At 53.9% G+C, this 22,837-nt stretch carries 23 protein-coding genes and 1 tRNA gene; 13 read left to right on the forward strand and 11 right to left on the reverse strand.

The window, feature by feature from the left end; translation table 11 throughout:
• Nucleotides 1-50: 50 nt before the first annotated feature.
• A complete protein-coding gene (nadA, locus tag RHJ02_RS03260; RefSeq protein WP_206201049.1) occupies nt 51-1,010 on the forward strand; it encodes a quinolinate synthase NadA in 960 nt (319 codons plus the stop codon).
• A gap of 19 nt (nt 1,011-1,029) precedes the next feature.
• On the opposite strand, the gene RHJ02_RS03265 is transcribed toward nadA, so the two are convergent.
• The 6 genes from RHJ02_RS03265 to RHJ02_RS03290 all read right to left on the reverse strand — a co-directional run bounded on the left by RHJ02_RS03265 (nt 1,030) and on the right by RHJ02_RS03290 (nt 7,795).
• Nucleotides 1,030-1,917, reverse strand: coding sequence for a hypothetical protein (locus RHJ02_RS03265; RefSeq protein ID WP_310800451.1), 888 nt, complete (start codon nt 1,915-1,917; stop codon nt 1,030-1,032).
• A 10-nt stretch (nt 1,918-1,927) separates the two neighbouring features.
• The gene (locus RHJ02_RS03270; RefSeq protein ID WP_302676832.1) at nt 1,928-2,428 is read right to left on the reverse strand and encodes a hypothetical protein; all 501 of its coding nucleotides are present in this window, start codon (nt 2,426-2,428) and stop codon (nt 1,928-1,930) included.
• 53 nt (nt 2,429-2,481) lie between these two features.
• Nucleotides 2,482-3,186 carry a lipoate--protein ligase family protein gene (locus tag RHJ02_RS03275; RefSeq protein ID WP_225901641.1) on the reverse strand — a complete coding sequence of 235 codons (705 nt, stop codon included), beginning with the start codon at nt 3,184-3,186 and terminating at the stop codon, nt 2,482-2,484.
• Nucleotides 3,183-5,840 (reverse strand): bifunctional acetaldehyde-CoA/alcohol dehydrogenase, encoded by a 2,658-nt coding sequence (gene adhE / locus RHJ02_RS03280; protein WP_310800452.1) that lies wholly within the window; start codon nt 5,838-5,840, stop codon nt 3,183-3,185. Before adhE ends, RHJ02_RS03275 begins: the two co-directional genes overlap by 4 nt.
• A gap of 39 nt (nt 5,841-5,879) precedes the next feature.
• Nucleotides 5,880-6,644, reverse strand: a complete 765-nt coding sequence (pflA, locus tag RHJ02_RS03285; RefSeq protein WP_206201054.1) for a pyruvate formate-lyase-activating protein — start codon at nt 6,642-6,644, stop codon at nt 5,880-5,882.
• 485 nt (nt 6,645-7,129) lie between these two features.
• The gene (locus tag RHJ02_RS03290) at nt 7,130-7,795 is read right to left on the reverse strand and encodes a 1-acyl-sn-glycerol-3-phosphate acyltransferase (RefSeq protein ID WP_206201055.1); all 666 of its coding nucleotides are present in this window, start codon (nt 7,793-7,795) and stop codon (nt 7,130-7,132) included.
• A gap of 73 nt (nt 7,796-7,868) precedes the next feature.
• On the opposite strand from RHJ02_RS03290, the gene RHJ02_RS03295 reads away from it, so the two are divergent.
• Nucleotides 7,869-9,812, forward strand: a complete 1,944-nt coding sequence (locus RHJ02_RS03295) for an ABC transporter ATP-binding protein/permease (protein WP_310743379.1) — start codon at nt 7,869-7,871, stop codon at nt 9,810-9,812.
• Here the strand turns inward: RHJ02_RS03295 and RHJ02_RS03300 are convergent.
• Entirely contained in the window at nt 9,809-11,194 is a 1,386-nt protein-coding gene (locus RHJ02_RS03300) for an NAD-dependent succinate-semialdehyde dehydrogenase (RefSeq protein WP_310438054.1), read from the reverse strand. The genes RHJ02_RS03295 and RHJ02_RS03300 overlap by 4 nt on opposite strands.
• 162 nt (nt 11,195-11,356) lie before the next feature.
• On the opposite strand from RHJ02_RS03300, the gene RHJ02_RS03305 reads away from it, so the two are divergent.
• A complete protein-coding gene (locus RHJ02_RS03305; RefSeq protein WP_302678835.1) occupies nt 11,357-11,806 on the forward strand; it encodes a fasciclin domain-containing protein in 450 nt (149 codons plus the stop codon).
• 4 nt (nt 11,807-11,810) lie between these two features.
• Here RHJ02_RS03305 and RHJ02_RS03310 read toward each other — a convergent pair whose 3' ends face one another.
• The gene (locus RHJ02_RS03310) at nt 11,811-12,050 is read right to left on the reverse strand and encodes a hypothetical protein (protein WP_302678836.1); all 240 of its coding nucleotides are present in this window, start codon (nt 12,048-12,050) and stop codon (nt 11,811-11,813) included.
• A 143-nt stretch (nt 12,051-12,193) separates the two neighbouring features.
• Between RHJ02_RS03310 and queF the strand changes: the two genes are divergently transcribed.
• The 5 genes from queF (at nt 12,194) to hisG (ending at nt 15,665) form a co-directional block, all read left to right on the forward strand.
• The gene (gene queF / locus RHJ02_RS03315; RefSeq protein ID WP_149820908.1) at nt 12,194-12,592 is read left to right on the forward strand and encodes a preQ(1) synthase; all 399 of its coding nucleotides are present in this window, start codon (nt 12,194-12,196) and stop codon (nt 12,590-12,592) included.
• 19 nt (nt 12,593-12,611) lie between these two features.
• Nucleotides 12,612-12,683, forward strand: a tRNA-Gly gene (locus tag RHJ02_RS03320).
• Between the two features lie 168 nt (nt 12,684-12,851).
• Entirely contained in the window at nt 12,852-13,793 is a 942-nt protein-coding gene (locus RHJ02_RS03325; RefSeq protein ID WP_310743381.1) for a DnaJ domain-containing protein, read from the forward strand.
• 6 nt (nt 13,794-13,799) lie between these two features.
• Nucleotides 13,800-15,026, forward strand: coding sequence for an ATP phosphoribosyltransferase regulatory subunit (locus RHJ02_RS03330; protein WP_206201061.1), 1,227 nt, complete (start codon nt 13,800-13,802; stop codon nt 15,024-15,026).
• A gap of 3 nt (nt 15,027-15,029) precedes the next feature.
• Nucleotides 15,030-15,665: an ATP phosphoribosyltransferase gene (hisG, locus tag RHJ02_RS03335; RefSeq protein WP_206201062.1), complete on the forward strand. Its 636-nt coding sequence runs from the start codon at nt 15,030-15,032 to the stop codon at nt 15,663-15,665.
• A gap of 2 nt (nt 15,666-15,667) precedes the next feature.
• On the opposite strand, the gene btpA is transcribed toward hisG, so the two are convergent.
• A complete protein-coding gene (gene btpA / locus RHJ02_RS03340) occupies nt 15,668-16,558 on the reverse strand; it encodes a photosystem I biogenesis protein BtpA (RefSeq protein ID WP_149820900.1) in 891 nt (296 codons plus the stop codon).
• A 69-nt stretch (nt 16,559-16,627) separates the two neighbouring features.
• On the opposite strand from btpA, the gene folK reads away from it, so the two are divergent.
• Nucleotides 16,628-17,209: a 2-amino-4-hydroxy-6-hydroxymethyldihydropteridine diphosphokinase gene (gene folK / locus RHJ02_RS03345; RefSeq protein ID WP_206201063.1), complete on the forward strand. Its 582-nt coding sequence runs from the start codon at nt 16,628-16,630 to the stop codon at nt 17,207-17,209.
• On the opposite strand, the gene tadA is transcribed toward folK, so the two are convergent.
• Nucleotides 17,130-17,624 carry a tRNA adenosine(34) deaminase TadA gene (tadA, locus tag RHJ02_RS03350; RefSeq protein ID WP_206201064.1) on the reverse strand — a complete coding sequence of 165 codons (495 nt, stop codon included), beginning with the start codon at nt 17,622-17,624 and terminating at the stop codon, nt 17,130-17,132. The genes folK and tadA overlap by 80 nt on opposite strands.
• Before the next feature lie 79 nt (nt 17,625-17,703).
• Here tadA and RHJ02_RS03355 point away from each other — a divergent pair, with 79 nt between their 5' ends.
• Both RHJ02_RS03355 and RHJ02_RS03360 read left to right on the forward strand, forming a co-directional pair.
• A complete protein-coding gene (locus RHJ02_RS03355; RefSeq protein ID WP_011056031.1) occupies nt 17,704-17,844 on the forward strand; it encodes a photosystem II reaction center protein K in 141 nt (46 codons plus the stop codon).
• Nucleotides 17,845-17,929: 85 nt separating this feature from the next.
• Nucleotides 17,930-18,682, forward strand: a complete 753-nt coding sequence (locus RHJ02_RS03360) for a YebC/PmpR family DNA-binding transcriptional regulator (RefSeq protein ID WP_310438055.1) — start codon at nt 17,930-17,932, stop codon at nt 18,680-18,682.
• Nucleotides 18,683-18,972: 290 nt separating this feature from the next.
• Here the strand turns inward: RHJ02_RS03360 and recJ are convergent, their stop codons facing one another.
• Entirely contained in the window at nt 18,973-21,225 is a 2,253-nt protein-coding gene (gene recJ, locus RHJ02_RS03365) for a single-stranded-DNA-specific exonuclease RecJ (RefSeq protein WP_310438056.1), read from the reverse strand.
• A gap of 158 nt (nt 21,226-21,383) precedes the next feature.
• Between recJ and RHJ02_RS03370 the strand changes: the two genes are divergently transcribed.
• On the forward strand, nt 21,384-21,833 hold the full coding sequence (locus RHJ02_RS03370) for a hypothetical protein (RefSeq protein WP_206201067.1): 450 nt from the start codon (nt 21,384-21,386) through the stop codon (nt 21,831-21,833).
• A 12-nt stretch (nt 21,834-21,845) separates the two neighbouring features.
• Nucleotides 21,846-22,835 carry an o-succinylbenzoate synthase gene (locus RHJ02_RS03375; RefSeq protein ID WP_310743383.1) on the forward strand — a complete coding sequence of 330 codons (990 nt, stop codon included), beginning with the start codon at nt 21,846-21,848 and terminating at the stop codon, nt 22,833-22,835.
• Nucleotides 22,836-22,837 lie beyond the last annotated feature (2 nt).

Here is a 22,837-nt window from a genome sequence, read left to right on the forward strand (position 1 = left end):
TCACTATAATAGAGAGACTCGTTACCAATTGCGAAAGGAACCCACTGCCTGTGTTTGCGACTCTCGCTGCCCCCCAACCGTCCCTGCCGTTGGATTTAATTGCGGCCATCCAAGACCTGAAGCGGGAACTGAATGCAGTGATTCTAGCCCACTACTACCAAGACCCCGCCATTCAAGATGTGGCCGATTACATTGGTGATTCCCTTGGGCTGTCGCGGCAGGCCGCCAGTACCAATGCCGATGTCATTGTTTTTGCTGGGGTGCATTTCATGGCCGAAACCGCCAAGATTCTCAACCCCGATAAGCTGGTGTTGCTGCCGGATTTGGCGGCGGGCTGTTCTTTGGCAGACAGTTGTCCTGCGGACGCCTTTGCTGCTTTTAAGGCGCAGTATCCTGACCATTGGGTGATTTCCTACATTAACTGCACTGCTGAAATCAAAGCCCTGAGTGACATTATTTGCACCAGTTCTAATGCAGTGAAAATTGTGCAGCAGTTGCCTGCGGATCAGCCCCTGATTTTTGCCCCCGATCGCAACCTTGGTCGCTATGTCATGGCACAAACCGGACGGCAGATGGTGCTGTGGGACGGCAGTTGCATTGTCCATGAAACCTTCTCCGAGCGACGCATCCTCGAACTCAAGGCCGCCTACCCCACGGCCCAGGTGATTGCCCACCCCGAATGCGAAGAAGCCGTACTCCGCCATGCCGATTTTATTGGTTCGACAACGGCTTTGCTCAACTATAGCCAACGCCAAGATCACGATACCTTTATCGTTGTCACCGAGCCAGGGATTCTCCACCAGATGCAGCGGCGCAACCCAGAGAAAACTTTTATCCCTGCGCCCCCTCAGGATCAGACCTGCAATTGTAATGAGTGCCCCTTTATGCGCCTGAATACCCTAGAAAAACTCTATTTGTGTATGCGCGATCGCCAGCCCCAGATTGAACTACCAGAAGACATCCGCCTTGCGGCGCTCAAACCCATCCAACGCATGCTGGAAATGTCCTAAACCAAGGGTGTCAGCTCCCTTAAATCTCAGCAACTGCTCGCTCAATCAGGCGACGAGCTAGGGTCTGAACGCCCGTATGGTAGTAGTAGTTGGTGCTCATGTCCAAAAAGGCTCCCAAGTAGTCGAGGTTATCCTTCGAGAGTTCAATAAAGCTTTGCAGACTATTGATCACCTTTTGCGGCGTTAACTCGTGGCTGCTGACAAATTGATGCATCCACCCCTGCACGGCATTAAAACTTTCGACAATAAAGCCCAATTGACCGCTGGGATTGCCCCCCGGCACGACACTGCCAATTGCTTTGAAGGTGGGGTTTTCCTGTAGATCATTGGGTTGCAAGCTTTGCAGTGTGCCCAAGCATTTGAGAAGAAAGTCAGGCCCTAGGGGAATCAGGCCATCAAAGCAGATGAGGGCGGCCATCCGCATCAGGGATTCACCACTGTAGTCGGCAAGGGCACGCAGGAAGTCGCCGAGGCTGTCACCGGGAATGCCATTGATTTGACAAAAGGCCAGAATTTCCACAATCAGCTTAATGCTGAGATCAATGGACTGCGCCCGCTCTGGCTTGGGCGTCATTTTATCCAAGAAGCCGAGGAAGGAAATTTTCTCGCCCACTTTGTTGGCAAGGGCAGCCGCTCCTAGGAGAGCATCGGTGTTGTCCACGGTTTGATAGAGCCACAGTGCCCGCTGATAGCCTTGGGATTTGTCATTAAAGAGCCGCACGGCGCGATCGCCAATTTGGCAGATCAAGGCAGGATCCGTTTCTCCAGTTACATGGCGGATCGTGTTATCAAAACCAACGATATTTTGCCACTGGCCGGGAATGATGAAATCCAAGGACTTGAGGGCCATAACGGTGATGCCCCCAGTGGGGAGTTGATCAACAATTTTATAGATAGCTGCGCTCACGGTGGTCTCCTTAGGGGGCAAGTTGGGCTAAACCAGCAAGATCAAATTTTTCAATCCATTCGCGGCGATCGCTGGCGGTAAAACTGGGATCACGGGAGAGTACCTTCACCTGATAGCGGTTGGCCACCAGAATGGCCGTTTGTGTGGTTCCCACCTCTACTGCTGGATAGCCAGCAATCTGCATCGTACTGTTTTGAAACTTGGCGGCAGCCTCAGGGGTGCTAATCGTATCGGAAATGGCCAGCATCGCTAGTTCTTTGCCCTCTTTTTTCAGCTTAGCCTCGGCAAAGCCCTTTTTCTCTTGGACATAGATGCGCTCAAAGCCATTCCCCTCGGGCGGAAAGAAGCGATTAAATTCACTGCCTTGGGTGGCTTCACGACTCACTGCCGGTGGTGCATTGCGCTGAGTGCTTTCCTGTTGCACCTGCTCATAGGGAGAGGGCGGGGTAGGGGCGCAACCGGTAATGAGAAGCGTCAGGGTTAAAATAAGCGCAGTCAGCCAGCGTGCCATGTGAATCCCCAAGACAACAAGCCAATCATAGCCTAGAGGGGGAAGCCACAGCCCTAGTTTGATACTTTGTTAATTTCTGCATTAATCTCTTGCCACTCGCGATCGCTCAAGGGTTCCGGGGTCAGTTTCACTTGCCACTGCGCCTCAAAGGCGTCCAAGAGAGCCGTTTGCACCACCTCTAAAGGGGGAAGGGACTGCCGATGGGGAACACTGCCAAATACCTGCTGCCATAGATCGAGGTCAGGGGTCAGGACAATTGAACCATGCTGCAGGACGCGATCGCCCCGCCAAGCTTGGGCACTACCAATGACTTTCTCGCCCGTAGGTAAAACCAAATCGGCCACGGTGGCTTGGGCAAAGCAATTGATCGGCGCTTGAGAGGAATAGGGGTCTTGTCCCAACTGCAGAGGCCACCCTAGGCGCTCAAACCCCACCCTCAGGAATTGACACAGATCGGTATAAACCTGTCGCCGCCGTTGCCCCAACCCCCACACCACTAGACTGTAGGTGAGATCCCCTTGGTGCAAAACAGCCCGCCCCCCCGTGGGTCGCTGCACCAGTTCGATGGCTTGCCCCTGCCAGGGCAGATGTTGCCAGTGCTCTGGAATTTGCCGCTGACTGTAGCCAAGGGAGATGGCGGGCGGTGACCAAGTGTAAAACCGCAGACAGGGGCGATCGCTAGACTGCCACAACCACCGATCCACCGCCATTTGCACTTTTCCCGGCGCCCCAAAGGGGGGAATATAACGCCACTTCATTGAGAAGCTGCTTCTGCCGGATGGTAGGCTGCCGCATCCCGCCGACACCCCATATAGGCAAGGATATACAACTCCTTCAGGTCTTGAATCAGCGGATAGCGGGGATTTGCCCCCGTGCACTGATCGTCAAAGGCCAGTTCGGCCATGCTTTGCACCTGTTCATAGAAGGCTTGATCCTCACTGTTGAGGGCTTCCTTAATGGTGGCTGGAATCTCTAACTGCGCCTTCAGGTCTTCAATAGCGGCAATCAGGCGCGCCACTTTTTCCTCTGGCGTGCTACCACCCAATTCAAGAAAGTCGGCAATTTGGGCATAGCGTTCCTTGGCCTGGGGATACTTGTACTGTGGAAAGATTGCCTGTTTCAGGGGGGCATCCGTGGCGTTATAGCGGATGACATGGCAAATCATCAGCGCATTGGCAAGGCCGTGGGGCACGTGGAAGGTGGAGCCAAGTTTGTGGGCCATCGAGTGGCAGACCCCCAAGAAAGCATTGGCAAAGGCCATGCCGGCGATCGTGGCGGCATAGTGAACTTTCTCGCGAGCTTCTGGGTCAGCCGCCCCCAAGCGATAGGCACGGGGTAAGTACGTAAACAGCAGTTTGATTGCCTCTAATGCCAGTCCCTCAGTAAACTCCGTCGAGAGCACCGATACATAGGACTCCAAGGCATGGGTTAGGGCATCAATGCCGCCATAGGCCGTGAGTTTCTTGGGCATGTGCAGCACCAAGTCGGGATCCACAATCGCCATGGTGGGCGTGAGGGCATAGTCCGCCAAGGGGTATTTAATCCCCACGCGATCGTCGGTAACCACTGCAAAGGGCGTCACTTCGGAACCCGTCCCCGAGGTCGTGGGAATTGCCACCATCATGGCTTTTTGACCCAAGGGGGGCAGTTGATACACCCGCTTGCGAATATCCATGAAGCGCATGGCCAAGCCGTCAAACTCCACCTCTGGATGCTCATACAACAGCCACATCACCTTGGCCGCATCCATGGGTGAGCCACCCCCCACGGCAATAATCACATCGGGCTGATAGTCTCGCAGCAGTTCTAGGCCGCGATTCACCGTACTCAGGGTCGGGTCTGGCTCCACTTCATGGAAGATGTCGTGCTTGATGCCCAGTTCTTCGAGGGTGTGCACAATCGGGTCAGTGATGCCCAAGTCAAAGAGGGGTTTATCGGTAACCAAGAAGGCGCGTTTTTTCCCTTCTAGCTCTCGCAAGGCAATGGGTAGGCAGCCGGGTTTGAAGTAAATTTTCGGCGGCACGCGGAACCAGAGCATATTTTCGCGGCGATCGCTCACCGTTTTGATATTCAACAGGTGATGGGGACCGACATTTTCCGACGTGACATTACCGCCCCACGTCCCACACCCCAAGGTCAGCGAGGGATCCAACTTGAAGTTGTACAAATCCCCGATCGCCCCTTGGGAAGAAGGGGTGTTAATCAAAACCCGTGCCGTCTGCATGCGGTATTTGAAGTAGGCAATGTCATCTTGGTTGCGGGGATCGGTGTAGAGCACAGAGGTGTGCCCCATGCCGCCAAAATTCACCAACTGTGCGGCAATTTCCACCCCTTTATGGAACTGGGGTGCCCGATACAAGGCCAAGACGGGACAGAGTTTCTCATAGGAAAATGGCTCCTGCGACCCCACTTCACTCACTTCACCAATGAGTACCCGCGTTTCTGGCGGCACTTGGATATTGGCCATTGCAGCAATAGTGGCTGCTGATTGACCGACAATCGCAGGATTGAGGCGACCATCCTTCAGGAGCAGTTGTGCCACCCGCTGCCGTTCCTCAGGGGAGAGAATGTAGCCCCCCCGCCGTTGAAACTCCGCTTTGACCGCGTCATAGATCTCATCAACGACAATCACCGCCTGCTCCGAGGCACAGATCATGCCATTGTCAAAGGCCTTACTCAGGAGAATCGAACTCACCGCTGTGGGAATATCGGCTGTGGCATCAATGAGCACCGGGGTATTCCCCGCCCCGACCCCGATCGCCGGATGACCAGAGGAATAGGCGGCCTTCACCATGCCTGGCCCACCCGTGGCCAAAATCAATTTAATTTGGGGATGCTGCATCAGGACTTGGGAGAGTTCAATGGTTGGCTCATCAATCCAGCCAATAATATCGCGGGGTGCGCCAGCGGCGACTGCTGCATCCAACACCACCTTGGCTGCGGCCACCGTACAGACCTTTGCTCGGGGATGGGGCGAAAAGATAATGCCATTGCGAGTTTTCAGGGCAATCAAGGCCTTAAAGATGGTCGTCGAAGTTGGGTTCGTCACCGGCACCACACCGGCAATGATCCCCACGGGTTCAGCAATTTTTTGGATGCCAAAAATGGGATCATCCTCAATTACGCCGCAGGTTTTCTCATGTTTGTACTTGTTGTAGATATATTCCGAGGCAAAGTGATTTTTAATGACTTTATCTTCGACAACCCCCATGCCCGTTTCGGCAACGGCTTGTTTGGCAAGGGGAATCCGCGCTTGGTTGGCCGCCATGGCCGCTTGGTGGAAAATGTGATCCACCTGCTCTTGGGTAAACTGAGCATACTGGGTTTGTGCCCTTTGGACGCGCTCAATGAGTGCTTCGAGATCGGCAATGGTTTGAACGGGTTGAGAATGAGTTAAGGCTTGGGCAGTCATGGGCGACTCCTGAGGAAAGAAATTTCTTAAATGGGCAAGTTATTGAACGTTGAGATCATATTCACGGAAAAGGGCGATCGCCCGTTGGACATCTTTGGGACTCGCTGCTGGGGTATCAAACAGTTCATAGGGCAGCCCTAATTGCTGCCATTTGTATTCCCCCATTTTGTGAAAGGGCAACACCTCCACTTTCTCCACGTTACGCAGACCCGCCACAAATTGCGCCAATCCCCGAATATTTTCGGGATCATCCGTCAGCCCCGGTACCAAGACAAAGCGGATCCACGTCGGTTTGTGGATCTCATCTAGGTACTTGGCCAACTCCAAGGTGGGGGTAATCGTGACACTGGTGACCCGCCGATAGGTCTCCGGCAGAAAGGATTTAATGTCCAGCAGAACCAGATCCGTTGCCGCCACAACCGGTTTAGCCGCCTCCAAGACCACATAGCCCGACGTATCTAGGGCGGTGTGCAATCCTAATTCGTGGCAGCGCTCAAAAATTTCACGCACAAACTCCGGCTGCATCAGTGGTTCGCCGCCACTAACCGTTACGCCCCCTTGGCGCAGATAGGATTGGTAATGCTGAATATCGGCAATCAGTTCATCCACGGTTACGAGCTTGCCCTGATGGGGTTCGCGGCAGTCGGGATTGTGGCAGTACAGACAGCGCAGTGGACACCCTTGGGTAAAAATCACATAGCGAATGCCGGGGCCATCTACCGTGCCACAAGTCTCAACGGAGTGAATGTAACCTGTCACCTTTTGTTTTTCGGGTTGTTTTTCAGGGAGTATGGAAACCATCATTGAAACCTCGGTGACAACAGATTGCTTGAGATAGCGTTTATGGATTTAAAGAGAACCTTCTAAAAAATTTGCTAAAATTTTAATCGCTTAAGAAAGTATCCCAGTTAACAAAAACTCTGTTTTCAATTCCTCTCTACGTCTTGCCTACGGCCTAGGGGGTACATCTGTTATGTAGCCATTTTGAACGTGCTCCATTCTTGGGAAAAGAGCAGTACAGTGCTGCGCTTGGTAAAACTATAATTTCAGCATAAAAGCAGAAACACAATTTGCCCGCTGTCTTAATTAACTTTTAGGATTGGTGGTTGTTTCGCAACGTTGCCTAACTTAATAAAGAGTCTTTAAGTACACCCCTATTGGTGGGCGATCGCTCGCTCAAAGCTTGGAAAATATCAAGATTGAGGCTTTTGAGGACTTGTTCAATCTTGTCTTTATTCTACAAAATTCTCTTGATCTAGGCCAATTGTGTGATTAGTGACAAAGTAGCTCTACTCGCCCTGCGATCGCGCACATTTGCGGGCCTCAAGCACGGCTGCATGTAAGGCTGCTTCCAGTTGCTGGGTCAATTCCTGTGCCTGTTGTTTGAGGTTGCCCTCGCGCTCAGCGGGCGTCCACAGGGGCGCTCCAATCCAAAGGGCTACCCGCGCACGAAACTGCGGCTGTGGATCGTAGGCAATGCCAACGGGAAAAATCGGCAGGGGGCGATCGGCCTGCAAGACAAGACGGGCAAGACCGGGCTTCAGGGGACGTACTACCTGATCCGGCACAATCCCACCCTCGGGAAAGATCACTAGGGGCTGACCTGCATTGAGAATCTCCAGCACATGGCGCAAACTACTGGGCTGAGGACGGTTGAGGTTCACAGCAAAGGCACCCAGACGACGGATAAACCAGCCCTGCACCCCGCCAAACTCGATCGCATTGGTCATAAAGCGTAGCGGATAAGGCCACACCAAGGGCAAAATCACCGGATCCCAACGGCTACAGTGCTTGGGGGCAAGCAAGAAATGACCCTCCTTGGGCAACTGCTCGCGACCGACAATCGTAATCCGCGAAAAGTAAAGGGGCAAAAATAGGCGATGAATTGGCCATAACCCCCAATAGAGCCACGGTGAGATATGAGATGTGGTGGGTGCCGTTTTTTTATGGCGCATCCGTTCTCCTCTGTAGCTGCCCCCACTACAATAGTAGGCCTGTAGCCCCTTGCCACTGTCGAGGAACAAGCCAATGTCGCAGCCGACCCATCGCTTTAATCTCCGTGTTTGGGGGCAGTTTCTGCGGATTGCCCAACCCTATTTCTTTCCCCGCGATCGCTGGGGCAGCAGTGTGATCTTTATCCTGCTGCTTTTTCTGGTCATTGCCCTCATGTTTGGCTTCCTCTTCGGTCTGACGGCAGCCGTGACCTTTGGCCTCAATGCCCTTGCCCCCGAACTGATGGGACAAATTGCCGGCGGTCTCATGGAGATGATTCAATCCCTGTGGGCACAGCCCCTCAGCCGTAGTATTCTGCTGGGGACGGTGATTCTCCCCTTGGGCGTCTTTGCGCTGCTGCGGCAACCCCTGCTGCCTCGGTGGCAAGCGTGGGCACTCTTGGGGTTACTGCTGATGCTTTCCCTCTCCGTGAGTGGCCTCAACGTGATCATTAGCTTTGTCGGGCGCTTCTTCCAGACGGCACTGGCGGAGAAAAATGCTGAAACCTACTGGCGATTCCTCTTGGTGTATGCTGGCGTTTTTGTGGTGGGGACGCCGATTGTCGTCATTTATCGCTACGTGCGCGAATATCTAGGGTTGCGCTGGCGGGATTGGCTCACCCGTCATTTTTTGGATCGCTATTTCCAGAATCGAGCCTACTACACCATCGAAAACCAAGGCGAGATTGATAACCCTGATCAACGGATCACCGAGGATATCCGCTCCTTTACCCAAACCTCACTCCAGTTTCTACTGATCATTCTGGGCGAAATTATTGACCTCATTGCCTTTAGTGGCATTCTCTGGAGTATCTCCCAAACCCTAACGCTGACCTTGGTTGGCTATGCCATTGTCGGTACGATTGTGACCGTTTTGATTGGACAACGCCTGATTTGGCTGAACTTTAACCAACTGCGGCGCGAAGCCGATTTTCGTTATGGCTTGGTTCATGTGCGCGATAATGCCGAGTCCATTGCCTTTTATCGCGGTGAAGGCCAAGAGTCGGTGCAGGTGCGTCAGCGCTTTCTCGAGGTGCTGCGGAACTTTAACCTCTTGATTGGTTGGCAGCGCAATCTGGAGTTTTTCACCACGGCCTACAACTACTTTGTGGTGATTGTGCCAGCAGCTGTGGTTGCTCCCCGCTACTTTGCTGGTGAGATTGACTTTGGTGCTATTAGCCAAGCCAGCTTTGCTTTCTCGCAGGTGCTGGGGGCACTCTCAATCATTGTGAACCAGTTTACGAACCTCACGGGCTTTATTGCGGGTATTGAGCGTTTGGCAGAGTTTGATGAGGTTTTGACAACGCCCCCAGTGCCCCCCCAATCGCAAATTCAATTGGTGGAGAAGTCCTACATTGCCCTAGAACACGTGGCTGTGGATACACCGAACTTGGCACGGCGGCTGGTGGAAGATGTCACATTTGCCCTTGAGGCGGGGGAAAGTGTGGTGATTATGGGGCCGAGTGGGGTGGGTAAAAGTTCGCTCCTGCGGGCGATCGCTGGACTCTGGCAAAGTGGCAGTGGCCGTATTATTCGTCCCCCCGTAGATGAAGTGCTCTTTTTGCCCCAACGCCCCTATATGGTGCTGGGTACGTTGCGCACCCAACTGCTCTACCCCAGTGGCGATCGCCAAACCCCAGACGATGTGCTTTTGCACGCCCTTAACGAAGTCAACTTGGCACATTTGCCGGATCGCGTCGGTGGTCTGGATGTGGAATTAGCGTGGGATGATGTGCTGTCGCTTGGGGAACAACAACGACTGGCGATCGCCCGCCTGCTGCTCAATCACCGCCCCTACGCCATTTTGGATGAAGCCACCAGCGCCCTAGACTTAGCCAACGAAAAACGAGTCTATGAGCACATTCAGCGCACCACCCGCAACTACATTAGTGTTGGCCACCGTGAGAGCCTGATGCAGTACCACAAGTACGTTTTAGAACTCAAGGGCGATCGCGAATGGAAATTTTATGCCCTCAGTTAGGTATCGCCGTAGCGGCACACTGTTTTAATATTGACAAACTCCAACAGTCCTGCCCGTCCCAGTTCACGGCCATAGCCAGAGGTCTTGATCCCGCCAAAGGGCAAACGTGGATCCGACTTGACCATCGCGTTAATGAAGACGGCACCCGCTTCGAGATCCCGCACGAGGATCTCCGCTTCATCGCTCTCCTGTGTCCAAGCACTGGCGCCTAAACCAAAGGGTGTGGCATTGGCCAGTTCGATTGCCGCAGTTAGGGACGGTACCCGAAAGAGCATCGCCACAGGTCCAAATAGCTCCTGATGAAACACGGGGTTATCTGGAGTGACCTCTGCCAACATCGTCGGCGCAAAGAAATACCCCTGCTGACAATGGCTCGGCAGATCAAGGTTGCGGCGGTAAAAGACCTTGGCACCATGGGCAAGGGCAAGTTCAACCTGGGCGTGGAGTTCATCACGGATGGCGGCAGTAGCAAGAGGCCCCAGTTGTGTGGTGGGTTCCAAGGGATCGCCAATTACCCACGTCTCGAAGGCAGCTTTCATGCCTTCGGCAAAGGTGTCATAGACAGCCTCATGGACAATAAAGCGTTTAGCCGCAATGCAGGATTGGCCATTGTTAATCATGCGGGCTTGGACAGCGGTGGCGATCGCCTGAGGGATATTGGCACTGGGCATGACAATAAAGGGATCACTTCCCCCCAGTTCCAGAACGGTTTTCTTGAGGTGCTGACCTGCTGCTTGGGCTAAACTTTTGCCCGCTGCTTCGCTGCCCGTGAGAGTCGCTGCCTTAATACGCGGATCCGCCACCAGATCAGCAATGGCACTGCCGGGAATCAGCAGGGTTTGAAAGACCCCCGCAGGAAAGCCCGCTTCCCTCAAGAGCTGGGCGATCGCCAGCGCGCACTGAGGCACATTAGAAGCATGCTTGAGCAGAACCACATTCCCCGCCATCAAGGCCGGGGCCGCAAAGCGAAACACCTGCCAAAAGGGAAAATTCCACGGCATCACGGCCAAAATAATGCCAAGGGGCTGGTAATGAATCGCGCTGTAGCTTGCCTCTGTGGGAATTAATTCAGGCCGCAGGAAAGCTGCTCCCTGCTCGGCATAGTAACGACACACCCACGCACATTTGTCAATTTCAGCCCGCGCCTCTGTCATTGGTTTACCCATCTCAAGGGTCATGAGGCGAGCAAGCGCATCCCGCTGCTGTTGCAGGAGATTTGCTGTGTTTTCTAGCCACTGGGCACGCTGCTCAAAGGCTGTCAGACGATAGGTCTCAAAGGTCGTCGCCCCTTGGGCAATCGCCCTCTCCACTTCCTCAGCCCCTAAGGGGGAAAAAGTTTTTAAGACCTCAGCGGTTGTGGGATTAACCGACGCGATTGCCATGATTAAATTTCCCTATCTGGCTGACGCCAGCGATCGCTAGCGCCTAGGACGTGGGTTCAGTATGCTAATTCTAGCGTTTGTTACAGTCCCCATCCTCTTGATGAATGGGGCGATCGCAAACCATTGTTGTGCATTTTCATCGCAGTTTTGGGGCACGCTTTTATGGCAACCATTGTTGATATTGCAGTGAATACTCGCGGCTTTTCCACACTAGTGACTGCTGTCAAGGTGGCCAATCTGGTGGAAGCCCTGCAATCGCCGGGGCCTTTTACGGTGTTTGCCCCCAATGATGATGCCTTTGCCAAGTTGCCCGATGGCACCATTACCTCCCTTGTGCAAAATCCTCCCCAGTTAGCGCGGATTCTCAAATACCATGTGGTTGCCGGTGCCTACAAAGCCGCCGACCTGAAAAAGATGGAAATTGTCACTTCCCTCGAAGGTTCCACTATTCCGATTCATGGCGATCATCCCTTGGAAGTCAAAAACGCCACTGTCCTTGCCGCTGATATTGAAGCGGAGAACGGTATTATCCATGTCATTGACACCGTCATCTTGATGGGTCTGAATCCAGCCCACTCCTTTCAGGACACCAACATCCCCTACAAAGTCTAGGGCGTTAGCGAATTTCCCGCACCAAAAGCCCTTGGCGGATTTTCTCCTCCACAAACTGGCGGTAAAGCTCTAGCTCTTCATAGGTGACTTTGCCATCGGCGCGAATTTGTCGCTTGATTTGCGCCATTTCGTCGGCAGTCAATACGCCGTCGGCGATCGCTCGCTCTAGCAGTTGTTTGAGTTGGGCTAGTTCTGCTTTATCGGCCTCTGAGAGAGGGGTTCCATTTGGCTGATAACGTTCCATGGCACTCTCGCCTCAACAACCTCTCTACCCTATTCTCACCCTGCAACGTTGGTGTCGAGGGGCTAGGAACTTAAATCTTGATAAACTTTACTTATGGTCTAAAGAGAATCTCTGAGTCGTTCTCAAGCTGTTGGAACCAAACAATGCAAGTATCAGAAATGAAGTACGGCGAACGCGCCATTCAAGAAGGGCAACTGATTACATTTCCCAATCCACGTCCCGGTCGGCAATACACCATTGAGATTACCCTGCCGGAGTTTACCTGTAAGTGTCCATTTTCTGGCTATCCTGACTTTGCCACGCTTTACGTTAGCTATATTCCCCATGAAAAGGTGGTGGAACTAAAAGCGATTAAGCTTTACATCAACAGCTATCGCGATCGCTACATTTCCCACGAAGAAGCGGTGAATCAAGTCCTCGATGATCTCGTGGCCGCCTGCGACCCCCTCTACATGAAAATCAAAGGGGACTTTGCCCCCCGTGGCAATGTGCATACCGTTATTACAGTCGAACACCATCGCCAGCCGGACAGTTCGTGCTAAAATTATAGACTGCAAGACTGCGGACGTAATTCAGTGGTAGAATGTCAGCTTCCCAAGCTGAACGTCGTGGGTTCGAGTCCCATCGTCCGCTTTCCCTAAAAACCACCAAAATGCGGTACTCTGGAGCATTTCAGAGATTCAAAGCTGCCCTTTCGCGCTAGCGTGGCGGAGCCATGAAGGTACCCAATTGTTTGGCCACCAACCCCCTCTATCAGCAGGTATAATCTAATGATGTTCTGCCCCTGCGGTTTCACTGATTATGCCCTTCGAGATCAATCACGGTCTGGGTCGCTTTAACTCCAAACGGGATCTCCATGCTGCCCTAGGGATTCCATTGTCGGCAGCACCCGGGGAAATTCGCAAGCGGTATCTCAAAATTGCCAAGACACTGCACCCCGACAGCCGTGATGATGAATCGGGCAAAAAAATGGCCAGTGATTTGCTCTCCAAGTTTGTGAATCCTGCCTATGAGGTGCTTTCCCAAGAAAAAGAGCGGGAAGAATATCAAGTCATTTTGCGCTTGCTTGAAAAGCAACTGCTAACGGCCAATATTGTGCCAACGCCCACCTTTGATTTGGCACAGGAAGTCTTTAACGCTGCCAATGTTGAAGAAGCCTATCAAAAGGCGCTCAATACCCTTGCCCAAGATCAGTACAAAGACTTAAACAATGTCCTGAAAATTAGCGAACAAATTAGTGAACTCAATTTGATTTATCTGTGGCGATCGGCAGGCGGCAAGGCAACCACAGCCACGGTTTCTACGCCTGCACCCCCACCCAAATCAGATGAAACCCAAGTGCGTGCCACACCAGCAGCCGCCACAGGGACGACACCGCCGACAGAGGCTCCCAAAACAGAGCAATTTACAGAGCAATACTTCCGACGCGCAGAAGAACTCTTTAATAAAGGCATTTATCTGGAAGCCATCAAAGAATTGAAGGATGCCCTGAAAATTGACCCCCGCAGTGCCCGCTGCAATGCTCTCCTAGGCAAGGTGTATCTGCAACAAGGCTCCCTCAGTATGGCCAAAATTCACTTTAATCAAGCCCTGAAGCTGAATCCTCAAGAGGTGACGGCCATACAGGGACTCGAAGCAATTAGCAAGAGGGAGCGTAAAGCCCAGCAACAGCAAAAAAATACTGAGCCGCCAAAACCGGAGAAAAAGAAATCCTCCTTCTTTGGTCTTTTTGGGAAAAAATAATTCACTATGGTGTATCAACCTGCCTGTGGTGCCCGCGATATTTTGCCCCTTGATGTGGCACGGCAACGGTGGCTAGAGCAGCGCTTGGAGCGCGTCTTTCAAAGCTGGGGGTATCAAGAAATTATTACGCCGACGATCGAGACCTTGGCCACATTGACGGCAGGGGGAACCGTTCATCCAGAAACAGTTATTCAAGTCCAAGGAAGCGGTGATGAACCCTTGGGATTGCGGCCAGAATTAACGGCTTCGATCGCTCGTGCTGCTGTGACTCGTATGGCAGGCAGGCAACTGCCCCAACGGCTCTATTACAAAACCAATGTCTTTCGGCGGACAACTGTGGCAGAGTTGGGCAACCAGCAGGAATTTTTCCAAGCGGGAGTGGAGCTACTGGGGGCAACAGGTTTAGCGGCGGATGCAGAAATTCTCTGGCTGGTGCAGGAGTGCCTTGGGGCACTAGCGGTTGAGGAGGCCTATCTCTTGGTGGGGGATGCCCACCTGACGCAACAGTTGCTCAGTCCCTTTCCAGCGGAGCTGCAAAAAACGGTGCGCCAGTGCTTGGCTAATTTAGACCGCGTGAGTTTGCAGGCTCTCCCTACCCCTTGGCGCGATCGCGCCCTTGCCCTCTTTGATCTGCGGGGCACTCCAAGGGAAGTGGGGGAACGCTTAGCGCAGTGGTCTGACGTGGCAGGGGTGGCCGATCGCTTTGGGGAATTGCAACAGTTGTTGGGCTTGGTGGCTGAGTCTTTGGCGATTACCCTTGATCTCAGCCTTGTGCAGTCCTTTGATTACTACACGGGGATTATCTTTGAGGTCTTAATTCCCACGGAAACGGAACTGCGGTTGGTGGCTCAAGGGGGGCGCTATGATCAACTGCTCAGTATCTATCATCCGGACGGTGCCACGGTGCCGGGGATTGGTTTTGTCTTTAATGTCGAGGCGCTCCTGCAGGCGATCGCCATTCCCCCAGCCGCCCTCTTAGCTCCCCGTAGTCAATGGCTGGTGGTTCCCCGCACAAGCAACGCCCTCGCTGCTGCCCTCCACCATGCCCAAACCCTACGCTTGGATGGCTCGACGCGGGTGGAGTTGGCACTTCTAGATCTGACGCCAGAACAAATCCGCGCCTATGCCCGCGATCGCCAGATTCCCTATATTGCTTGGATTGAGAGTGATGCGCCACCGCAGATCGAAGCCCTCAGTGATGGGGCAACCTATTTGCAGATTCAGAGTGTTTAGGCCATGCTAACGATCGCCCTACCCAAAGGTGCCCTACTCAAAGATAGTATTGCCTACTTCCAACGGGTGGGCTTAAATTTTGAAGCGCTCCTCGAGCCGGGAAATCGCCAACTTCAGGTGCTTTCTCAGGATGGCCGTGCCCGCGCCCTTTTGGTACGTGCCCAAGATGTCCCGGTTTATGTGCAGTATGGTCAAGCGCAGTTGGGCATTGTGGGCTACGATGTGCTGCGGGAAAAAAATCCCCACGTGGCCAAGCTAGCGGATCTCGGTTTTGGTCAGTGTCGGCTATCGGTGGCCGTCAAAGCCTCTAGCCCCTACCGCAGTGCCCGCGATTTGCCCCCCCATTGCCGCGTCGCCTCAAAGTTTGTCCGCTGTGCCGATGCCTTTTTCCAGCAGTTGGATTTGCCCGTGGATATAGTGCCGCTCTATGGTTCAGTGGAACTGGGGCCGATTACGGGGATGGCAGAGGCGATTGTAGATTTGGTCTCGACGGGGCGCACCCTCAAGGAAAATGGCCTTGTGGAGTTAGAGCAAATTTTTAGCAGCACAGCCTACTTGATTGCCCATCCCCGCAGCTATCGCCTCAACCTCAATGGTCTTGGACACTACGTTCCGCAGTTAACAGGAGCGATCGCCTGATCTCATTTTTGGCCGTGCACAACCATGGCTGGCAGGGGTTCATTGATCGACCCCCGGCAGTTGCCATTGGCGCGATTGAGTTCCTGAATCTTGTGGTGGGCTCGCTGCCATGCTTCGACAAAACGGCTGACACGAATGGGGTCAATGGGTTGTTCAATCTGGCCATTGCGCTTCAGAGAACTGGCAACAATGACACCGTTGACGTAGGGCACTAATTGCTCCACATTGTCCCAAGAGGCACCACTGCCAATAAAGAGGGGTTGTCCCTTGGCGGCACTGGCGGCCACGGATAGATCTTCCTCAGTAGGCGGATGTCCCGTTGCCCAACCGGAGAGAATCACCCCATCGGCGAGTCCCCGTTCAAAGGTGTCCCGTACCGCAGTGGCGAGGTTCGGACTGTGGAGCGGCTGGGCGTGCTTTACCATCACATCGGCAAAAATTTTGATGTCTTGCCCCAGTTCGCGGCGGTAGCGCAGGAGTTGATGGGCTTGGCCTTCAATAATGCCTTGATCTGTCGCCATTACCCCAGTGAGCACATTAACGCGGATAAATTGTGCCCCGGTACAGGCAGCGATCGCCAGACCACTGAAGGCATCATTGCGCAGCACATTCAGGCCAATGGGCAAGGCCACCAGATTCTTTAACCGCTGCACCACCAAGGTCATGGCACTGACGACGGCGGCATCCACCCGATCTTTGGTGAAGGGAGCATCAAAGAAATTCTCAACAATAATGGCATTGGCGCCCCCTGAGGCGAGGGCTGTGGCTTCCTGTTCTGCGCGGTCAATAACGGCCTTCAGGCTCCCCCCCCAACGGGCAGAGGTGGGTAAGGGCAGGAGGTGGACAACACCAATGACGGGGGTTGCAGTGTGAAAGAGAGTCTGGAGATCCACAACAATTTCGGCAATAGGTGAACAGTGCAGGTATAACAGGAGGAGTGGCAGGCACTCTACACAGGCACAATGGCAGAATGCACTGACTTAAGTATATCCCCGTCTGACCCCCCCCTCGTGGCGATCGCCCTCGGAAGCAACCTTGGTGAGCCATTGCTACAACTGCGCTCAGCCGTCCAAGTGCTTGCCCAAACGCCGGGGATTCATGTCTTAGCCTGCTCGCCGTGGTATCGCACGACCCCGATAGGCCCCCCGCAACCGGACTACTGGAATGGCTGTCTGATTGCCCGAACGCAACTTTCCCCTTGGGCACTTCTGCAAACGCTGCAAAGGATTGAGACGCAGTTTGGTCGCCAACGGCAAGAGCATTGGGGATCCCGCACGCTTGATCTGGATCTGCTGCTCTATGGCGATCGCGTCATGACCACTGCCGAACTCACCCTGCCCCATCCCCGCTTGGCCGAGCGACCCTTTGTCCTTGTGCCCCTTGCAGCGATCGCCCCCCACTGGCGACACCCCCTACTGGGTGACACCATCCAAACCCTACGGGAGCGAGTGGGGGATGCGGGCATTATTGCCGTTCTCTCTGACGGTGCTGGCGAAACCACGTTTGCAACTGCTGCCGACAGGCCGCCGCCTGAACCCCGCTAATCACCTGAATCCGGTGGAACACCGCTGGGCTTTGCGGAAGTTGCAGCACTGAATCAATGGCCCCAGCTTTTGGATCGGTCGTCCCGTAGATGAGGGTGTGAATGCGGGCTTGAACAATGGCAGCGGCACACATCGGGCAGGGTTCTAGGGTCACATAGAGGCGGCAGCCCGTTAAATACCACGTACCTAGACGTTGACCCGCGCGGCGGAGGGCAATGATTTCCGCATGGGCAGTGGGGTCATGATCTCGCTGGCGGCGATTTTCCCCCGTGGCAATGAGTTCATTCTCGGCACTGACAATCACCGCGCCTACGGGCACTTCATCGGCAGCTCCTGCCTGTGCTGCGAGGGCGATCGCCTGTTGCATCCAAAAGTCATGCGGGTCTGTTTCGGATAAAGGGAGAATGTCTGGCATGGCGATCCCGTTGCCGCAGTGGCTATGGTACTATTTTTTCAGTTCTCTTGCGATCGCTGAATTCTTTTAGGAAAACACCATGATTGATGCTTTAGTTTTGGTTGCTAAACTCCCGGAAGCCTACGCCATTTTTGATCCCCTCGTGGATGTGCTGCCGGTAATTCCTGTGCTCTTTTTGGCCTTGGCCTTTGTTTGGCAAGCCGCTGTCGGTTTCCGTTAAAGATAGCTTCGATCAAAATAACCCTGTTGACTTGCCCCGTTGATTTCAGCGGGGTTCTTCTTGACTTTTGGCATGTGTTTCCCCTATGGCAGGTCACAGTAAGTGGGCAAACATTAAACGGCAAAAGGCGCGGGTGGATGCCCAAAAGGGCAAGACCTTTGCGCGGCTATCGCGAGCGATTATTATCGCGGCGCGGCATGGGGGAGGGGATCCAGCGGGCAACTTTCAACTGCGCAGTGCGATTGAGAAGGCAAAAGCCGCGGGGATTCCTAGTGAAAATATTGAGCGGGCGATCGCCAAAGGGACGGGTACGCTTGAGAGTGATGCCCCCTTAGAGGAAATTCGCTACGAAGGCTATGGGCCGGGGGGTGTGGCGTTTTTGATTGAGGCCCTCACAGATAATCGCAATCGCACGGCAGCGGATCTGCGGGCAGCCTTCAATAAGCAAGGGGGCAACCTCGGCGAAACCGGCTGTGTGGGCTGGATGTTTGAGCAGTGGGGCATTGTTACTGTTACCGCCCCTACAGATGAGGAAGCCTTCCTTGAGGCACTCCTAGCGGCTGATGTGGAAACCTATGAAATGCTAGGGGATGTAGCTGAGGTGCGCTGTCCCGTGCCTGCCCTAGAAACCGTCAGCGAAACCCTGAAAGAACACGGCTACACTGTTCTCGACACCGAAAGCCGCTGGGTCTCAATGAATACGGTAGAAATCACCGATGAAGATACCGCGCGGCGCGTCCTCAAGTTGATGGATGCCCTTGAAGCTCTCGACGATATTCAAAGTGTGGCCACCAACGTCACGATGAGCGATGCCCTCATGGAGGCGATGTACGTCTAGGCATCCGTGGTTTTACGGGATTTTGGCAAAGATTTCTGCGCTGCTGAGACTCAAAAAATTGAGTGGAAACACGGTGGGCAGCCAAAGGCAGCCGTGGGAGCATAAAAGTACGGTTGCAGGCATTGCACCGAGGCACGTTGTGTGTAACCAGACTGAGGCTCTCCTTAGAGCGATCGCTCTTCTTCTCTCAATCAACGTTGATTGCCTGTGTGTTCCCGCCTTTGTGTGTTTCCCCTGTCGGCTCGTGTGTGTTCCTCAGGTTCCCTGCTGAAAAAAGTTGTAGCCAGTTTTTAGTGTGTTTCCTGAAGCGCTGGGAGGGGGGCGGCGGCGAAATAGCGACGACGGAAATTTTCCTCGGCGATCGCTGCTGTGAAGGTCTCTAAGGCCACTGCCGTATGGCGGGAAGATTTCACTTCAGGTGGCCACTCACACCAAAACTCTTCTCCGCTCTGCATAACTTGAACCCCCAGTGTCTCCAGCACATTGAGGGCATAGTTCAAGGTGGCCATTTCAATGCCAAGGTGTTCCCGCAACTCCTCGCGTTGTAAAGATGTTCCCTGCTGACTGGCCTGTTGGCATAACGTCAAAAATGCCTGCCAGACTTTTAGGGCGTCCTGCTCTGGAGGGAGAGAGTAGGCCAGAATTAAAGGTTGCTGTTCCCTTTTCGCTCGCTGAATCCACTGGCGCCAGCTTTCCCGTGATGTCGGGCAAGTTTCGACGCGCAGACCCTTGCCGCTTGCCTCGTGGGGGCGATCGCGATAATCCATGAGGGACTGAAAAGAGGCCGATTGGATGACATTGGTTGCACTGGGTCGCAGCTCTTTAATGATGGCTGATAGGGACTTTTGCCACTGCTCTAGCTCAATCACCAGATCACAGCGTTCTTTGGGACAATCCGCCACTTGATGATCCCACCACTTGGCAGGAAAGGAGGACTTCCCTTGGGGATCGCGGAGCAGCATTGAGACGTATTTTCTGATGTTCTGATTCCCCCTGTTCTGGTTATCTTTGAGGTCAGTAAGTTTCACATTTCGCACCAGCAAGCGGGGGAGAGGATGGTGAGTAGAATCAAAGGGAGCCAGCACTTCTAGTTCCTTGAGCAATCGCTCATTGAGTTGATCCAAGCTCACTTCCAAGTCAATCCTCAAGGGTTTTGGTGTCGCGATCGCCGTGCCCTCTTTTTGTGCCAAGAATTGGTTGAGGGCGGCTTCCAAAAGGGGAATATGCGCCACCTTCAGCCGAAAGCCCACTGCATAGGGATGCCCGCCAAATCCCTCAAATAAGTGCCGTTGACTGTGGAGTGCCTCATAGAGATCCACAAAGCCATCGGAGCGCGCTGAACCTGCGGCCATGCCCGTTTCTGGATTGGTCTGAAGCAAAATTGCCGGGCGGCCATAGGTTTTCACGATCTCATTTGCCACCAGCCCCAAAAGACTCAAGGGCCAACTGTCATCGGTGAGGAGAATCACCCGTGATGCTGAGAGGTCCAACTGAGCCACCTTGGCATGGGCCATCTGAGCAATCTCTTTTTGGCGTCGCTGCCGTTCTGCATTCACTTTTTCAATGTGCTGTGCCAACTGCCGCGCTTGGCGCCAATCTTGGGTAGTCAACAGCGTAATCAAAGGCCGCACATCTCCCTTTACACGACTGACAGCATTGAGGCGGGGTGCGACGGTAAAACTAATCTGCCGTTGCCGAGCCGTGTCTTTGGACGCGCCCTGCAAAAGGACAGCAATCCCCGGGCGGAGGGTCTGACGCTTGCCGAGTTGTTCCAAGCCGCGCTGGGCAAGGTAGCGGCACTCATCCCTCAATTCAACCAAGTCGGCAATCAGGCCAATGGCCACCAAATCAAGGAGGTTTTCGAGGGCATACCCCTGGGTTTTCTCTGGCCACGTTGCATAAACGGCTTCCAAAAATTTGTAGGCGACGCCGACCCCGGATAAATGGCGCAGCGGATGCTCCAAAGGCAACTGCCGCGGATTGATCAGCGCCACAGCCCCCAAGGAAGCGGGTTCAAGGGTGTGGTGATCGGTAACAATCACCTCCATCCCCAACTGACGGGCAAGGGCAATTTCAGCACCGTTGGTACAGCCCGTATCACAGGTAATGATCAGGGAGACCCCCTTTTTTTGAAGCTCCTCAAGGCCATGGCGCGAGAGACCATGGGAGTCGTGCTGGCGATTGGGAATATAAAAGTCCACCAATTGCGCCCCCAAAAGGGGTTTTAGCCCTTCCCAGAGAACGGCGGTGGCCGTGACCCCATCGGTGTCAAAGTCTCCCCAAATGGCAATGTTTTCTTGATTGTTTAGGGCTTTCTGCAAACGGGCTAGGGCAGCTTGCATTTCTGGAAACTCAAAGGGAGAGGCAGGTTGGTAGTGTCGCCAATTTAAAAAAGCGGGCACTTGCCGATGAAGATCGCGATAGCCCCGCTGCCAAAGCAACTGGGCAGTGATTGCCCCCGCATCGGGGTGGAGGCTCTTGACTTGCTCGATAAACTCTAAGGGGGCAGGGTGAGCAGAACAGGATTGCCAAGGACGCTGCATGGAAGTTCAGTTTCTAGGGAAGGGCAGCAAAGATATTCTTTGACTATTCCTTTAATCATAGCGATCGCCCCCTGCGGCCAGAGAGACTTCCAAAAATTGCTGCTGCTCTCTAGCACTGAAAATTGGGGAAGGCTACAATCAGGACAGCCATTGGGGATATGAGAAACGTGAATCATACGTTTTTAGTTGATGGGGGGCGGTGGCTGCTCAAGGGAATGTGGTTAGAGGCAAATCAGGAGCCGATTCCGGTGACGGGGAGGATTCTCGTCTCCTACGGCCAAGATGACTGGTTTTCAATGGCCGCCAAGATCACCTTTCCCGATCAAGTTAAGCCAGAATTAGTGTTGCAGTCGCGGGGGAAGTTGGAAGTGGATGAGCAGGTGTTTACCTATGTGCTCCAACATAGTCTCTTGGGTCGGCTGGAGGGAGAGGGATGGATTACGCCCCATGCGATCGTGCAGCAGTTTATTTTGCTGGGGGATGCCAACCGCTGTACAGGCTTCGAGCACTACTGGCAACTGGATGCTAATCACTACACGCTGCTGAGTGGGATTCACAACAGCCATAAGCTCAAACATTTGCTCGAGGCAACGCTTGAACGGGTTTAGCGGCCTGCACGGATGCGCTGGCAATGGCGGGTGTATGAGGAACTCCTTCGAGAACCCTTGGCAACGGCGCAGGGGGTCTGGCGATCGCGCTCAGGAATTTATCTACGCCTTGAAGATGAACAAGGTCAAGTGGGCTACGGTGAAATTGCCCCCCTTCCCGGCTGGGGCAGCGAAACCCTCAGTGCCGCTATTGCCCTGTGTCAGCAACTGCCTTGTCACCTCAGCCCAGAGATCATTGCCGCAATTCCTGAGGACTTACCCGCCGCCCAGTTTGGTTTTGCCACCGCATGGCAAAGTGTCGGGCAATTGCCCTATAGGATTCACCCTTGGCCAATCTGCGCCCTTTTAGGCAGTGGTCGAGCCGCCCTTGAGCAGTGGCAGCAGCCTTGGCAGCGGGGGCAAACCACCTTCAAGTGGAAAGTTGGTGTCCTGTCCCCAAAGGAGGAGCAAGGAATCCTCACGACCTTACTGGCAGCCCTGCCTCAGGGGGCTAAATTACGCCTTGATGCCAATGGGGGTTGGGATTTGGCCACTGCAGAGCGGTGGTTTGCTTGGCTCGATCGCCATGGGAACGGCAAAATTGAGTATGTGGAGCAACCGCTACCCCCTGACCAATGGCAAGCCCTATTGAGGCTGTCTCAGACGGTGACAACCGCGATCGCCCTCGATGAGAGCGTAGTGAGTGCAAGAGAATTGCAGCGTTGGTTAGAGCGCGGCTGGCCGGGACGCTTTGTGATTAAGCCAGCGCTGTTTGGCTCTCCAGAACGCTTGAGTGTCCTGTTGCGTCAAGGTTTAGAACCGCAACGGCTGGTCTTTTCCTCTGCCCTCGAAGGGGCGATCGCCCGCACGGCAATTTTTCAGTGCTTTGAAACGTGGCAACCCTGTCGTGCCCTTGGCTTTGGCGTCGAACGCTGGCGATCGGCTCGCCTACTGAACACTCTTGCGGATTACACAGCGATATGGGATTGCCTTGACAATTATGGTAAAAATTACTATAAATAAAA

The sequence above is a fragment of the Thermosynechococcus sp. TG215 genome, assembly GCF_031583455.1.
GTDB lineage: Bacteria > Cyanobacteriota > Cyanobacteriia > Thermosynechococcales > Thermosynechococcaceae > Thermosynechococcus.